We start from the raw sequence: 16238 nt of genomic DNA, 5'->3' as shown, positions 1-16238 counted from the left end.
AAATTACCCGCCACCAGAATTGAATTCTGGCAGGAAAAAATAACCAAGAATCAAGCTAAGGACAGTAAATCAATAAATTTATCGTTAGAGAATGGTTGGAGAGTAGGTGTTGTCTGGGAATGTAGTATTAGAGTTGCGAGCAAAGATCCAGATAGGGGGTAATCAATATTACTTCTGAATAGTTAATAAGTGAAAGCTCTTTTATTGAAGTAATTTAAGCTAGCTTCTGAACTGTTCATTCATTAGCAATTCTGATGTTCAGGCATTATTGACTGAACATCAGAATTTAGTTTTTATAAATCGCTATAATGTTTTTTTAATAATGAGAAAACAATCTTGCTGATCTGTCGAGCAAGAAATGGAGGTACAGCATTTCCAACCTGCGTATACTGATTAGTACGGTTTCCTTCAAATATATAATTGTCGGGGAATGTTTGTAATCTTGCCGCTTCCCTTACAGTGAGACTTCGACATTGCTTTGGATCATAATGAATGAAATAATGACCATCTTTTGAAATATGGCTTGTTATTGTGGTGGCTTCCTTATGAGCAAGCTGCACACGAAAACGGTCATTATAAGACCCAGAATTCCAGTTCTGGTGTTGTGGAGCAAGCTTAGTCGGGAAATTTTCAGCTTTAGGTGATAACCCTCTCTGTTCACCATATAATGCACAAAAACTGTATCTGAGCAGATCTGACTCCATATGTCCTCTTGTCTCATGATTGAGAACCATATTCAGTTTAGGATCAAGAGTCCATTTTCTCAAATGATCTGGCAACTGGTTCGATGATTTATATTTATGAACAGTTTCTTTTCTTTTTAAATCTTTATATGGTTGTAGATCTGTTTTATTAACATCAACACCTATATTATTTAATTTGCTTAGTGTTTCTGTATTTTTTAGAATAACTTCCTTCCAAGAATGATAAGAATCAGGTTTTTTTGATAACCCACTTCGTAATTTAGGTAAATCGCCAATAACTTCTTTAACTGAAACTTTAGGATAAATATTCTTATCCAAGATGTCTGGTATCTGTTTAATATCTTCTCTCACGCCAATCAGAATAACACGGTGTCTTGCTTGAGGAATTCCGAATTCTTCGGATCTAATCAGATAATTCATGTTATCAGAGCTAGAGTTATCTATATCTTTTTTTTTCTCCACAAGGGAATATATTCGATATGAAGGGCAATCTTCTGATCCCGTAATCTTTGAAGGATTTTGCAGGTCATTAAGAATTTGAGGAAATATGAGTTGATTCTCAACTTTGGCAGTAAGAATTCCTCTCACATTTTCCATAACAAATACATCAGGTTTTGCTATCGATAAAACCTTTAAATATTCCTTATAAAGGAAGTGGCGGTGATCTTCTTCAGGAACATAGTTTTTATTGCCAGCATTTCTAGACCGTCCAGCTAAACTATAGGCTTGGCAAGGGGGGCCTCCGATTAAAATTTTAGGTCCGTAATGATTTTCTGTTAGCTCTTTTACTTTAGCATGAATGTGGTCATTATCTTTACCTAATTCAGAAGGACCTTTCAAGGTTTCCTGAAAAGCTGATTCATAAATTTCTTTATATGATTCAAAAAGTTCAGCTCTGGTAAGGTTACCATTTAAATATTGATAGTAACCATCTAGACAGCCTTTTTGTTTTGCAAGTCTGTAAAATGCTCTTGTAGTTAGTGTCATATGAGCATGTGGATCTTTTTCAACAGACATGCCTATTTTAAAAGGATGCTTATTATTATCTATGTAAGAGGCGAATCCTTCGCCAAGTCCACCTGGCCCAGAGAATAGATCAATTACTAAAATATCATTATCTTTCATAGTAGCCTGATAACTTAAAAAACACATGCATAATACCAGGTCCTGTCAATCGCACAAGACTTAAAAAAACTTGATAGGTAAAATTAAATAAAGCCTTGTAATTAAAATGATAACAGTTTGCTTTTCAATAGTAGTGAATTAAAAGTTTCCTAGTAAATTTTTATACTATTTAGTCTGTAATTCCCATTTTTTGGATTATTTTTCAACTATTTGATGCTATATTAATACTATTTTAGAAGAACCTAGATTACTAGCATTAAAAAATTGATGGTCTAGATTGAACCTTCCGGGATTATTATGAAAATCTCATATAAGACTAAGCCTTTGAGTCCTTTACTAAAAGCTACTATTAAAGTTGGTGCTTTAGACGCTGTAAAATTACAAATTGAAAGAGGGGCTCAATTAAATGCGGTAGATTCAGCGGGCCTTTCAGCTTTAATGTTAGCTGCAATTTTCAAACAACCAGATATTTTTCAGTATTTGATCGAAGTTGGAGCTTCTTTAGAGTTAATCGACTCAAAAGGAATGTCGGCTATTGATTATGCAGAAGCAAGTGGTGTTGAAAAAATAAAGGAAATTATACGAGAGGTACAAAATAAGACAATAAATACTACTAGTGACCCGAATCTTCTTAGAGAAGCAATCTCTGATCAAATTATAAATCAATCTACTGAATCTAAGATTGAGCAAGAAATAGTTAGTTTTAAGACGACAATTATTGAGTTCGAAGATAGTAAAGAAATAGAAAAGGAACAAAATTTAATACAGGAGGTTGATAGTCACTTAGTAGATTTTGATTTTGAATTAGATGAAGATTTATCTTTTGATGCGGGATGGGCTTTAGATACGTCTGATCACTGGTGTAGTGATGAAGAAATCGAGGTTCCTGAGAATGACTTAGCTTGCTTGGTGGAAGCTGAAACAATTTATAATAAAATAGTTAATCATCAAATTCTTGATATAGATACGATTGATTGGTCAGATATTGAAATTGATCTACCTGTTAGTCAACAAAGAATAATAAATATAAAAGACGAATTTTCTCATTTATATTATTTGTTAATTCAAAGTACCATTAAAGGAATGGTTTCATATAGCCAAGTATTACAAGCTATTAAGATTGATATTGGTGAGACATATATAGATACAGTACTGCCTGTCATTCTAAATTTGTTTGGTGATTTGGGTGTTTTGATAGAAGACTTTAAGCCGTTCGAAGCTAATTATGAAGATGATGGTATTAATCCATCAGAAAGCCTTATTGAAGATAGTTTAATTAACTTGAATTATGAACTGGAAGGCGATCTTTTCTCATTAAATATTTATTTTTCACAAATCCAAAAATTTGAATTAATTGATCGAGATGAGGAGGAAAGAATTGGCTTGCAAATGAATATTGCTTTGTTGGTCCTTGCCAAAAATATTGCTAATTTACCTACTCATTATTGGTCAATAGTAGTTGATATATTTGAGAATTACTCTACTAAAGGAGAAAATCAACTGTTTGTTGAAGAAAGTGAAGTTGATGAGGAAACAAGTGTTAGTGATGAAATTAAAAATAATGAAATATGTGAAATTGATAACGGAAATAGTTTAGAAATAAGAGAAAATAATGAGAATTTAAACTTCTGGGATATTGTAATTCAGCTAAGAATTAATAATAAATTTTATGAAAGTAATCAATATATTCCACGTCCTAAAATTAAAGATTTAGACAAATTATTAAAAATTGCAGAAAAAGATTTTATTGATATCGATGCTAAAGAAATTATTCATCCTATTACCAAGTATAAAAAAGCTCGTGAAAAACTAATTAAGGCAAATTTCAGGTTAGTAAACTATTTTGCAAAAAAATATGTGTTATCAGGTGTGCCATTAGAGGACCTTATTCAGGAAGGTAATATAGGGCTATTAACAGCAGTTGATCGTTATGATTATCAATTTGGTTATAAATTTTCAACTTATGCAACTTGGTGGATAAAACAATCAATTACTAGAGCGATAGCTAATACTAATCGCTTGATTCGATTACCTGTACATATGTATGAATTAGTTAGTTCTATTGAAATCGCAAGGAAGTCTCTGGAAGACGAAGGTATACCAGTTACTATTTCATCACTGGCACATAAAGCCGGATGCTCAGAGCTGAATGTTAGAAAGGCAATAAGTGCTAATAATTCAGTAGTATTTTTTGATGATGTCTCATATTTAGAGAATGAAATAATTAGCCCATTTTCGGGTCCTGAAGAGGTGATCTTGGCAGCTGACTTAAGAAGAGCAATTTATAGACAGTTGGCTGAATTAGATGAGCGGCCAGCAAAAATTTTGGAACTCAGATTTGGTCTTAAAGATGATAATGATCTTACTCTCGAAGAGGTGGGTAGCCAATTTAATGTTACCCGAGAGCGTATCAGACAAATTGAAGCAAAAGCTTTAAAAAAATTAAGACATATTTCACGTTCTGAATATTTGGAACCTTTTATTACGTTTATAAAAGAAGACTTGAAAGAAGAAGAGAGTACGAAGGAAGGAAGTAATGCATAGCCATATTAAATCTCGTAATGCCCCCCCACAAGCAAGTGCAATGATCGAAGCTTTAAGAGGGTTGGGCTATAACACAGCGACTGCATTGGCTGACATTATTGATAACAGTATTAGTGCTGATGCAAATCATATTGATTTACTTTTTAACTGGGATGGTCAAAAGAGTCGAGTCATTGTTTGGGACAATGGTAATGGCATGAGTGCTGAAGAAATTGATAAAGCAATGAGATTAGGGGGGAGAAGTCCATTAGAACAAAGGGATGCCAAGGATCTGGGTCGTTTTGGTTTGGGGCTTAAGACTGCTTCATTTTCTCAATGTAGAAAATTGACTGTAATATCTTGTGGCAAGGATGGAACCCATAGTCTCAGATGGGATTTAGATGTCTTAGCCCGTCAACAGGATGGGGTGTGGCATTTATTGGAAGGCCCGTTTCCAGAGCTTGAGGATTTAACTAAAGATCTAAATCATGCTGGTCACGGAACAATGGTAATTTGGGAGGAGCTAGATAGAATTGTATCTTCAAAATTTACCGTTGATGACTGGTTGAATCTTATAGATCAGATCGAATCTCATTTATCTATGGTCTTTCACCGCTATCTGGAAATAAAAGAAAAACTTACTATCCGGATAAATGGAAAAGCAATTAAACCTTGGGACCCTTTTTTTTCAGGACATCCATCAAAACCATGGAATTCACCAGTTCAGCCTTTTAAAAATACGCAGATTGAAATTGAATGTCATGTATTACCCCATAAGGATCGTCTAACTGCACAAGAGTTGAAAATAGCTGAAGGACCAAATGGGTGGATAGCTCAACAGGGTTTCTATGTTTATCGTAATGAACGATTAATAGTGGCAGGTAGCTGGTTAGGTCTTAAATCTTCTGATTCCCAAAGAAAAGCATGGGTCAAGGATGAAATCCATAAACTTGCAAGAATAAGGCTTGATATCCCAAATACAATGGATAAAGAGTGGGAAATTGATATTCGAAAAGCTGTTGCACGACCACCAGTATATTTACGGAAATGGTTGGCCAGTCATGCTGAAAATACAAGAAATAGGGCGCGCAAGGTTTTTATTAACCGTGGACAAATTACTCAAACTACGATTGATAAGACCGAAGTCAAGCAAGCATGGAAGGCCGAACATTCAAAAAATGGGATGAGATATAAAATAGATTTGGATCATCCGGTTATTAATTCCGTATTAAATAAATCTGAGAATTTACTTCCAGAATTAAAACTTATGTTAAGAGTTATCGAGGAGACTGTACCAGTTCAAAGAATTTGGTTAGATACTGCAGAAAATAAAGAAGCACCATTAACAGGATTTTCTGGAGAATCATCAGAAGCAATTTTAGATATTCTAAAAACCTTATACCAAAACATGGTGGAAATTAAAGGAATATCCCCGGAAGAAGCAAAAATTAGCCTCCGAACAACCGAACCATTTAATAAATATCCAAATCTAATTTCAACTTTATAAGAGTAATATTTTTAGAGAAATATTTTATGTCAAAAATATCTAAAGAAAATGAACAGCAGGTTATTCAGATTGTTCAAACTCTTTTACTTAATGTACAAGACAAATCTTTGATTACCACACAAATTTTAAATGAAAAAATAAATTTAGCTGTTTCATTAGATACTAAATACAAAGAAAATCTGGATAGAGATTACATTATAGAAGAGCTTATAAGGCGTTATAGTGTATGGATTGGGAAAAATAATATATTAGTTAATGATAATGGGCATATTCCTTGGTTGACGAATGAAAGAAAGAAAGAATGGAAATATTGGCAACGGTATAAAGAATGGCAAGATAAGAAATTGCCATGGATCGCGTTAAAAGCTCTGGATGATTCTACAGATACTATTTTAGGTTTACTTGAGGACCCTGAAAGAACTGATCCTTGGGATAGACGAGGATTAGTGGTTGGTCATGTGCAATCAGGTAAGACGGGGAATTTTACTGGATTAATATGTAAAGCAGCTGATGCAGGTTATAAGATTATTATTGTCTTAGCTGGAATGCATAATAACCTGCGGGCTCAAACCCAAATGCGTTTAGATGAAGGTTTCTTGGGTTATGAAACACATCCTGATCCAGATAAAATTAGAATTATTGGAGTTGGAAATATTGATTCTGGAGTTGCAAGACCTAATTATGTGACGAATAGAACTGAAAAAGGGGATTTTAATAATAAACTGGCAAATGGTACTGGTATTAGCCCAGAGCAACGCCCATGGTTATTTGTTGTTAAAAAAAATAAAACAGTCTTAAAGCGACTGCATAAATGGATTCATGATCATGTCGCAAATACAACTGATCAAGAAACAAAACGAAAAATTGTCACAAATCTTCCCCTTCTTATCATTGATGACGAAGCTGACCATGCTTCGGTTGATACAGGCGAACAGATATTTAATGATTCTGGTATTCCTGATGAAGATTATCAGCCAAAAGCGATTAATAGTCTCATAAGACAAATACTTCATTTATTCACACGAAAAGCATATGTGGGATATACAGCTACACCATTTGCTAATATCTATATTCATGAACACGCGGAAACAAAGCTTGAAGGAAAAGATCTCTTTCCAGAATCATTTATTTTGAATCTGGCTGCCCCCTCAAACTATATTGGCCCTTCTAGAGTATTTGGGATTAATGAAGGCACCGATATAAGAAAAGATCAGCTACCAATAATTCATGAGGTAGATGATCATAATTCTGATGATGGATTAACTGGATGGATGCCAATAAAGCATAAAAGTGATCATAAACCTTATCATGAATCAGAATTTGGTATTCCTTTATCTCTTGTAAAAGCAATAGATACATTTGTCATTGCTTGCGTAGTTCGGCAAGTACGTAAACAAGGCGATGAGCATACATCAATGCTAATTCATGTAACTCGTTTTAATGCCGTTCAAAAAGAAGTATTTGAGAAAGTAGATGAATATGTAAAAAAAATAAGTCAGAGACTAATTAGAAAAATTGAGAATCAGGAGATATTATCTAGGTTTAAAGAACTTTGGGAAAGTGATTTCATTCCTACCAATATAACAATGAATGAAGAAGTACCTGATTTGTGTTCTGAATCTTTGCCCACTTGGGAGACAATAGAACAGATTCTGCCAGAGGTGATCGAACAAATAAATGTACGGATGATCAATGGAACAGCAAAAGATGCTCTTGATTATGCAGATAGTGCAGAGGGATTAAAAGTCATTGCTATTGGTGGTGATAAGTTAGCACGTGGTCTAACTCTGGAGGGATTATGTGTTAGTTATTTTTTACGTGCATCTAGAATGTATGACACATTAATGCAAATGGGAAGATGGTTTGGGTATCGTGGAGGATATCTTGATCTCTGTCGACTTTATACTCCTTCTGAATTAGTTGAATGGTTTGAACATATTGCAGATGCCTCTTTAGAATTGAGAGAAGAATTCAATCTTATGGTAGATAGTGGAGGTACACCACGAGATTATGGACTAAAAGTGCAGTCACATCCTGTATTAATGGTTACGTCCCCCCTAAAAATGAGAACTGCAAAGTCTTTATATTTATCATTTAGTGGAACTGTAAGTGAAACAGTAAGCTTTATGAAAGATGAGAAAATTCTAAAAAATAATTTTGAAGCTTTAAGTTACCTGATCAGCACCTTGGGGAAACCATCTAAAACTCCTATGCGGCTCCGTAATAATCCTCCAGATAATAAATCGACTTCTAATAATTATTATTGGGAAAACGTTGAGCATATACATATTCTCGATTTCCTTGATCATTATAAAACTCATCCAGAATCTCTCAAAGCTAACAGTAAAATGTTAAAAAAATTTATTGAAAGCATGGCTGAACAGGGAGAGTTAAAATCATGGAATATTGCATTAATGGGAGGAAGTATTACACGTTCACCTATACAATTATCGGATTCAATTATAGTAAAAAAAGCTGAACGTAAAAGTAACGGGAAGCATGAGGATAGATATGCAATCCGTAGGTTATTATCACCTAGTGATGAAGCATTGGATTTGAACCCAGATGAATGGGCTGAAGCATTGGAAATTGCTTCCCAACACAAAGAAGAGGGAGCTGAAAAAAATAATAATTATCCTAGTGGAATTAGTTGTCGTCTTGTTCGTGGTAAAAATAGACCAGAAACAGGTTTATTAATTATATATTTGCCAGAAGACTCTAAACTTTCTGAGGTGAAAGAAATACCTTATGTAGGTTTTGCATGCAGTTTTCCTTACAGTAATTTAGATAAAAAAGTTGAATATAAAGTAAACAATATTGAATGGGAGAACCTCTATGGGGCTGCAAATTGATCAACAACAGATATTAGTAGCTTGGAAAGCTTTATCTTCAACAGATAATCAGGAGGGATGGGTTACTTTTCCTCTATATAAACATAATAATTGGTCTTTGTTGGCAAGTTACAATCTTTTAAAACGTGAGGAAGCAATTTTTCTGGATATCAATTACTCCCAGATTCTCGAATCAAGGATTACCTTACCTATAGCTCAAGGTTTTAGGGTACAAAGGTTTAATGAGGCGGCAAGAAAAGGTTTTGCTCTTGTACGGCAAGTAGATGGTGATCTGGACTTATTCACAAAGATGATTGTGGATGTATGTAACACAATAATCCAATATCAGGACTTGAATGAAAATAAACTAGTTTCTGTATTTATTAATAGAATTTATGCTTGGCTTTCTTTTATGTCGAAAGGGGAGCGAGAGCTCTCTCAGGAGGCGGAATTAGGTTTAATAGGGGAGTTAGAGGTAATATTGAGTTTAATTTCCTTAAATCTACCTATCTCAGAAGTATTAAATGCTTGGAAAGGGCCTCTGGATGGCCTAAAAGACTTTGAAATGGGTTCTGGTGCTATAGAAACTAAAAGTACATTATCAAATCAAGGTTTTGTTGCAAAAATTAATTCACTCGAACAATTAGATGATAGTGAGAAATCACCACTATTTTTAAATGGCTATCGTTTTTCTCTAAATTCAGTAGGTAAAACATTAACTGAACGAATTAATTTAATTCGTGAGCAGTTAAATGATTATCCAGCTGAACTTTCTAGGTTTAATAACCTTTTGTTGAGAATTGGATATCTGGAAAGTGAGAAAGAAAACTATATCCGTAAATTTAAAACTGAAAACTCGTTTTTTTGGTTGGTTGATGAAAATTTTCCACGATTAGTACCTGGGAATATCGCTGTAAATATAAGACATGCTAAATATGAAATAGATTTAACACCCTTTATAAACCAGTCTATTGATTTAAGTTTAGTTCTTCAGAAATTAGGAATTGGAAATTGTGGAATTAATTGATTTTTTAAAAAATATTCAGAGTGATGTACAAACTGAAATATCTACACGAACTGAAGAATCAGATCAACAAGGTTTATATGCAGAAGTTATATTTACTGAAATTGTTACTCAGCACATGTCAGAGATTGGTATGACATTCGAGCCTGAGATGTGTCGTTATTATGCAAATATACAAGGTATACTCCGTTTAAGTGGCTTTGCAATATCTGAAGAAGCCGATCAATTAGATCTATATGTTACTGAATATAGTGGCAATAACGAATTAGAAAATATTCCTGACTCAGAAATTAAAGCAGCAGCAGAACGCTGTTTGAGATTTCTCAAATACTGTGTTGAAAAAAAGCTATCTTCAAAAATGGATGAGTCTCATGAAGCATACCCATTAGTTCGTACGATAGAAGATGGTTATTCTCAATTTGAACAGATACGGATTTATGTATTAACAGACAGAGTGGCAAAAACTCGTCAATTTCAAAGTAGAGAAATACAAGGTAAAACAATAAAACTTGAAGTTATTGATATATCAAGGCTATTTAATCACCTACAAGAAGGTAAACCTAGGGATGAACTCATTGTGAATTTTGAACATGTTTCTGGTAGCCCACTTCCATGTGTGTGGGTTCCAAATGAGCATGGAGAGTATGATTATGCAATGACTGTAATTCCTGGAGAGGCTTTAAGATATGTATATGAAAAATATGGTCCACGTATTCTAGAGGCAAACGTTAGATCTTTTTTAAGTCAGACAGGAAAAGTAAATAAAGGTATCCGTGATACTTTAATTGATCAGCCAGAACGTTTCATGGCTTACAACAATGGCGTGGTAATTATCGCAGATGAAGCACATTTAGGCAGATTAGAAAACGGTGGAATTGGTATCTCTTGGTTAAAGGGAATGCAAATCGTAAATGGAGGACAAACAACAGCTTCCATGTTCTTTACCAAGAAAAAAAATCCAGCAGTTAACCTGAAAGCTGTGCATGTACCTGCGAAAATCATTGTTTTAAGAAAAACAGACCCTCTGGAAGAAGAGCAACTGATTTCAGATATTTCACGCTATGCGAATAGCCAAAATGCAGTCAAGCAATCGGATCTTTCAGCGAATAAACCTTATCATATTAATCTTGAAAAGTTAGCACTATCAACTTATTGCCCTGATGGTGTAAGCCGATGGTTCTATGAAAGAGCTGGGGGAAGCTATAAAGTAATGCTTGAGCGTGAGGGCAAAACTCCTGCTGGCATTAAACGTATACAGGAACTTATACCTACCAGCAGAAAAATTACTAAAACTGAATTAGCCAAATATGTTTGTGCATGGGAGCAAAAGCCTGATCTGGTGAGTTTAGGAGGGCAAAAGAACTTTACTGCATTTATGAATATGATTCAGTCGACCGATGAGGATAAGCAGTTACAATTTGATGTCATCTATTATAAAAATATTATTGCACAAACCATCATATTCAAAACTGCACAGAAAGTTATCAGGTCAAAATTTCCTGCTTTCCAAGCTAATATAACTGCATATACAGTGGCAATTTTATCTCAAAAAATCGGAAGTCGTGTTAACCTTCAAAAAATCTGGTTAAATCAAAAACTTTCTGAAGGACTTGTTAAACAGATTCTGATTTGGTCAGAGGAAGTTAATAAATACCTGCATGAAAGTGCCAAAGGGAAAATGATTTCTGAATGGGCAAAAAAAAATGAATGTTGGGAATTATTATCGCAATATGAATATTTAGAAAATGATCCTGACATTGAGGAGCTAAAGTAACCTAATTTTAATAGTTAAAATTAAATTCTTTAGGTCTCTTTTTGACTATCTTTGTGAGATGAATGTAGAAAATTATGGAATATTGATTTTAAAGAGTCGGAAATTAAATACTATTTCATCTCATTAATTCCTTGTAGTTGCCTTCATAAATATTGTCTCTAATTCGAGAATTATATTAATGCCCTAGAAAATTAATAAAAACAGCTTCTAAAATCTTAGAAGCTGTAATCAACTTTTCTGCTAGATTGAAATAAATGGGTTTATGAAATTTATTTGTATGCTTAAGGTTAACAGTTCAAGGGCTTTGTTGTACAAAGCTACCCCTATATTTTATTGAGATAATTGGCTTAAGCAAACAGTTTAGCTATCCATTTATTCTTCGGTCATCCCAATAACACGGCACTACAGTCAAATTATTTTCATGCAACCGTGACCATAATCGGACACCTAAATCCCGCTGTATATTTTGTAATGTGAAATTGGAAATTAGCAGCGTCGACTTCATGTTGTCGTAACGGCTATATAAGATCTTATGCACCATCTCCAAACGTTTCTCATGCCGGTCATGCAGGCCATATTCATCAATCACCAATAAATCAAAACTGGAGAAATGTTCGATAACTTCCTTTTCAGAGAGTGAAGCATCTGACCATGTGTCCATCATTTTTTGAGCAATTTCTGCACTGGTATAGTAGCGTGCAGATTTTGTACTGTTATGCAGAATGTTGCGAATAATTGATGCACTCAGATGGGTTTTACCTGTACCCGGTGTACCAATCATCAACATGTTCGGGTTTTGGTCAGAAATAATCTGTTGTGCAAAGGCCTGACATAGCTTGATGGTATTGTCTTGAGCAGGGCATGCAACTACAAAATTCTTGAAGCCACGGTCCAGATAGCGTTTATTGAGCCCTGAGTTTTTGATTTTCTGTTGTAGCAATCGCTGTTGCAGTTCATCCTCATAGGCTGCATTTGAGTGATGGACGGTTTCTTTGGCACACAATTTACAGAGCCTGTGACCTGCAATTTCCATCAAGGGTATATGATGGGTAGCGCAAAGTGTTTCCGTTGTTTCTGCGCGAAACTGGAGTGTTTTAAGCATGGTATTCATGACTGATCTCCTAAATCCACTTTGAATTTTCTAAAAAATTCTCATTTTTTTCTTCAAAATTTGAAGATGAAGATGAAGATGAAGATGAAGATGAAGGGCATGATTCAAGCATGACTTGAGTAATACTCGGGCTCTTCTCAAGAGCTGCTTGAGCATTTACTTTTCGTTGCTTGGTTGATGCTTGAGCATTACTTGCGGATTTACCCCAACGTGCTTGAGCTGCATTTTTAGCTTTATCAGATTTCATTTGCTGATTTTGCAATGCTTGGCTTTTTAAACTGGTTAAAAAATTTGAATGAATCTGCTCAGATTCGACTTCAAACAATTCCAGGGCTATCAGCGTATTTAACAAAGTTTTAGCCTTGGTGTGCTGCGGTAATTTCGTGATGCTGCATACCGTTGCTAAATCATGAGGAATGGCACCATTTTTCCAGAAATCCATCATTAACAGCAGTGCCGCACCAATTTGTTCTGCTGTCATTCGTGCAAATTTCGCCTGTAGGTCGCCAATATAGAGTGGCATCCAAATTGAAATATCTTTATTCATATGTTGACCTTTTTATAGGTATAAAGGGGCTAAGGTCATCGATTTGATGACCTTTTATGTTTGTTTTATGAGTGAGCGAGACTCATTAAGCGGAGACGGGCCTGTTGAGCCAAGTCATCGTAATGAGCTTGCCCTTCATCTAGCATTCGCTGTAGCCAGAGTCTTAATGCTTGGTGATCATCGAAGCATTTATTGATTTCCAGCAAAAAGGCCAGATTGTGCAGTTTCGGAATGTGTAGCTCATGGATTAATTCACGAGCGACCATATCTGCTTCAGGGCTGACGACCACACCACCAAAGAAAGCTTTACTATTCATGTGCAAGCTCCTCTGTATTTAGTTTTTCCAACATGGCTTCAAATGCACTGCCATCGCGGCGCGTAACATTGGGAATGTAACGGCTATAGACTCGGAATAGCATTTCAGTCGTTGAATGTCCCAATTGACGTGCGATCCATTCCGGATTTTCTCCTGCCGACAACCAAAGAGTTGCTGCTGTATGACGTGTTTGGTAGGCTCTTCTAGACTTCAATCCTAGAAAGCGCAAGATCGGATGCCAGACACGTTTATTCACCAGACGGTAATCGAGAGGTCCACCATCACGATTGCAGAAAACAAACTCTGATTTACCATTATTTAAGCTTTTCTGTTGCAGAAAGGCTTGGTAAACGCGGTCATTCATCTGGATCGTGCGGTCAGAACCATAAGTTTTGGTTGCACCAAGCACACCATTCACTAACGCTTCTCTGATATGGATTTCACGACGCTGTAAGTCGATATTTTTCCATTGCAGACCATCGATTTCACTGGTACGCATACCCGTAAAAAAGCGAATGGTGTAATAGGGGCGGAAGTCTTCACGCACTGTGGTAAGAATTTTATGCACCTCTTCCAAAGAAAAAGGTGTGACTTCAATCTTGCTTTCCTTCAGATTGTTAATATTTTTATAAGGCGACTCAAACTCGTATCGTTCAGCCGCATCATTGAGTATCATACGTAAAGGCGTCATGATTTGATTGATCCTCGATGCTTTCAGACTTGTTTGATCTTTTCCGTGTGTCACTTTGGCGAGAGAGGCACGGAAGTTCAGCAAGTCTGACTTCTTGATTTTCGAGAGAACCTGATTACCAAAAGCAGGAATCAAATAGTTTTTGATCACAATTGAAACCTTTTGCTGGTATGAGGTTCTCCACTCAACTTGTTTCTGCTTAAACCACAATTCAGTAAACTCTTTAAAAAGAGGAACTTTGGTCTGTACAGCAATTTGCTGACTTCTTTTTTCCTTAAACTCCTCAACACGGTTACTTTTTGGAAAGTACTTTTCGTATTCAAAAGTTCCCAAAGTAATTTCAGCTTCAAGCTGTTCGAGACGTTTTTTCAAAATGCGTCGGTTATAAGCATTGTCTTCAAGATTGGTTGTTTCTCTGCAACGAATGCCCATGTAGCGAAAGTCGGCAATCAGTTTGCCACTTCGTTCCCGGATGGTAGCCATCAGTTAAACCTCCTAAGCCTTATTGCAGGGCATCCATGCTTAAACCAGTGAATTTAAGCATTTCAGTTTCAATGCGTTCCCAAACAAAAAGAATTTTGCGGCCACCAAAAGGACGGATGTAGTGAACACCTTCGATAAAGACACTGTCCTTTAGCTGGTTGCGAATAGTACGAGCGTCGTACTGGATTTTTTCAGCCAGTTGCTGGGCTGTGAGATAGGTATATGACATAATAGAGCCTCATATTTTTTACTAGGTAACTAGGAAAAATTATTCCTAAGACATAAATTATCATATTTTTATGTTGTTGCAAGTACTTTTTATGATTTAAGTAGGAAATTTTATGATTATTTCAAACTTGGCAGTTTTATTAGCAGAAAGGAAACTTAAGGTTGCTGATTTGGTAAGAAGTACTGGAATTAATAAATCTACTTTGCACAAACTTTATAATGATGAATCTGTACGGATTGATTTTGAAACCATTGATAAAATTTGTATTGCATTAGATGTGGGAGTGGGTGATTTATTGATTTTTAAGAAAATTGATAATAATCAAAATGATAATGACTAGTTTGGTCACAAATGGTCACATCAAAAAGTGAAATGGTCACAAATTATTGAACGATTGGTAAAAAAATACTGTACTTTGAAAAGAGTTTGGTGTTTTTTACAGCCAAAAAAGCTCTGAGGGGGCTAAAAAGTAGTGATGAAATGAGAGCATTTGAGATCAATTAAGAGCATTTTTATAGTTATGGGCACGCTATGGTCACATCTTGGTCACAAAATACAAATTACATTAAGAATATTTTTTATTGACTCGAATAACAAAGGAACGGGGAATTTTAAAAAATATAATAAAATCAACAAGAAAAAAGCCCTAATCTTTCGACTAGGGCCTTTTAAATTTGGAGCGGGAAACGAGACTCGAACTCGCGACCCCAACCTTGGCAAGGTTATGCTCTACCAACTGAGCTATTCCCGCTAATTGAGCAGTTTTTACGAAAACTTACACTAAAAAATTTGAGCGGGAAAGGAGACTCGAACTCCCGACCCCAACCTTGGCAAGGTTATGCTCTACCAACTGAGCTATTCCCGCATGCCGTGTATAATACATTATGCAAAAATAGGGTCAATAATTTTATGCAAAGAAATTGATTATTTGCATAAAATTAAAGCATTTTCATGCAAAAAAAGCATGGGAAAGCAATTTTTTGTACAAAAGTTTCCCTCAGATTCCGCTCATGTATACTAATGAGCTATCTCAATCTGACCTTACAGAGTGACTGATGAACTTAGAACAACAGTTGATTGAACATTTAAACACGCTTGCACCTACCCATCTTGAAGTGATTAATGAGTCGGCAGGGCATGGTGGATATTTCCCAGGTAAAGAATCACACTTTAAAGTCATCGTGGTAAGTGATGAATTTCAAGGACTACGTTTAGTACAACGTCATCAAAAAATTTATGCCGTTGCAGCAGAGTTGATGAGTCCTGGTCGAATCCATGCACTTGCGATTCATGCTTATGTACCGAGCGAATGGCAAGGTCAAGCACCTGCCAGTCCTGAATGCGCACATGCACCAAAAGGCTAAGGATCAAT

13 protein-coding genes, 2 tRNA genes and 1 pseudogene are annotated in these 16238 nt (G+C 35.5%); 8 read left to right on the top strand and 8 right to left on the bottom strand.

Annotation, left to right across the window (positions count from 1 at the left end; translation table 11 throughout):
• Positions 1–293: 293 nt before the first annotated feature.
• Complete coding sequence (locus tag F896_RS02850) at positions 294–1829, bottom strand: DNA cytosine methyltransferase (protein WP_016164859.1); 1536 nt, start codon at positions 1827–1829, stop codon at positions 294–296.
• A 297-nt stretch (positions 1830–2126) separates the two neighbouring features.
• On the opposite strand from F896_RS02850, the gene F896_RS02855 reads away from it, so the two are divergent.
• From F896_RS02855 to mzaE, 5 genes are read left to right on the top strand one after another with little or no spacing between them, the layout of a single operon-like run.
• Entirely contained in the window at positions 2127–4373 is a 2247-nt protein-coding gene (locus F896_RS02855) for a sigma-70 family RNA polymerase sigma factor (protein ID WP_000704433.1), read from the top strand.
• Positions 4366–5859 (top strand): ATP-binding protein, encoded by a 1494-nt coding sequence (locus tag F896_RS02860; RefSeq protein ID WP_000555597.1) that lies wholly within the window; start codon positions 4366–4368, stop codon positions 5857–5859. The genes F896_RS02855 and F896_RS02860 overlap by 8 nt, the downstream gene beginning before the upstream one ends.
• 26 nt (positions 5860–5885) lie before the next feature.
• Entirely contained in the window at positions 5886–8711 is a 2826-nt protein-coding gene (locus tag F896_RS02865) for a Z1 domain-containing protein (RefSeq protein WP_016164858.1), read from the top strand.
• A complete protein-coding gene (locus tag F896_RS02870) occupies positions 8695–9717 on the top strand; it encodes a PD-(D/E)XK motif protein (protein ID WP_000524156.1) in 1023 nt (340 codons plus the stop codon). Before F896_RS02865 ends, F896_RS02870 begins: the two co-directional genes overlap by 17 nt.
• Positions 9704–11488 (top strand): MZA anti-phage system associated AIPR family protein MzaE, encoded by a 1785-nt coding sequence (gene mzaE, locus F896_RS02875; protein ID WP_000419013.1) that lies wholly within the window; start codon positions 9704–9706, stop codon positions 11486–11488. The genes F896_RS02870 and mzaE overlap by 14 nt, the downstream gene beginning before the upstream one ends.
• A gap of 364 nt (positions 11489–11852) precedes the next feature.
• Here mzaE and F896_RS02880 read toward each other — a convergent pair whose 3' ends face one another.
• Positions 11853–12599: an ATP-binding protein gene (locus tag F896_RS02880; RefSeq protein WP_001095014.1), complete on the bottom strand. Its 747-nt coding sequence runs from the start codon at positions 12597–12599 to the stop codon at positions 11853–11855.
• Positions 12600–12860: 261 nt separating this feature from the next.
• On the opposite strand from F896_RS02880, the gene F896_RS21475 reads away from it, so the two are divergent.
• Complete coding sequence (locus F896_RS21475; protein ID WP_227553848.1) at positions 12861–12959, top strand: hypothetical protein; 99 nt, start codon at positions 12861–12863, stop codon at positions 12957–12959.
• Between the two features lie 25 nt (positions 12960–12984).
• On the opposite strand, the pseudogene F896_RS21470 reads toward F896_RS21475, so the two are convergent.
• The 4 genes and pseudogenes from F896_RS21470 to F896_RS02900 all read right to left on the bottom strand — a co-directional run.
• Positions 12985–13122: pseudogene (locus tag F896_RS21470) on the bottom strand (DUF1376 domain-containing protein); the annotation flags it as partial.
• 89 nt (positions 13123–13211) lie between these two features.
• Entirely contained in the window at positions 13212–13463 is a 252-nt protein-coding gene (locus F896_RS02890; RefSeq protein WP_001084945.1) for a hypothetical protein, read from the bottom strand.
• Positions 13456–14637, bottom strand: coding sequence for a site-specific integrase (locus F896_RS02895; protein WP_000201379.1), 1182 nt, complete (start codon positions 14635–14637; stop codon positions 13456–13458). Before F896_RS02895 ends, F896_RS02890 begins: the two co-directional genes overlap by 8 nt.
• 19 nt (positions 14638–14656) lie before the next feature.
• Positions 14657–14866: a hypothetical protein gene (locus F896_RS02900; protein ID WP_000122748.1), complete on the bottom strand. Its 210-nt coding sequence runs from the start codon at positions 14864–14866 to the stop codon at positions 14657–14659.
• A gap of 112 nt (positions 14867–14978) precedes the next feature.
• Between F896_RS02900 and F896_RS02905 the strand changes: the two genes are divergently transcribed.
• Positions 14979–15206, top strand: a complete 228-nt coding sequence (locus F896_RS02905) for a helix-turn-helix domain-containing protein (RefSeq protein WP_000587224.1) — start codon at positions 14979–14981, stop codon at positions 15204–15206.
• Positions 15207–15541: 335 nt separating this feature from the next.
• On the opposite strand, the gene F896_RS02910 is transcribed toward F896_RS02905, so the two are convergent.
• Positions 15542–15617 (bottom strand) — tRNA-Gly (locus F896_RS02910).
• A gap of 41 nt (positions 15618–15658) precedes the next feature.
• Positions 15659–15731 (bottom strand) — tRNA-Gly (locus tag F896_RS02915).
• Between the two features lie 190 nt (positions 15732–15921).
• Here F896_RS02915 and F896_RS02920 point away from each other — a divergent pair.
• Positions 15922–16230, top strand: a complete 309-nt coding sequence (locus tag F896_RS02920) for a BolA family protein (protein WP_005319777.1) — start codon at positions 15922–15924, stop codon at positions 16228–16230.
• The last annotated feature ends 8 nt before the right edge of the window (positions 16231–16238 follow it).

The organism is Acinetobacter genomosp. 15BJ, from assembly GCF_000400715.1.
Taxonomy (GTDB): Bacteria; Pseudomonadota; Gammaproteobacteria; order Pseudomonadales; family Moraxellaceae; genus Acinetobacter.
The sequence above is the reverse complement of the archived record's forward strand: the minus strand, read 5'-3'. Positions and strand labels throughout refer to the sequence as shown.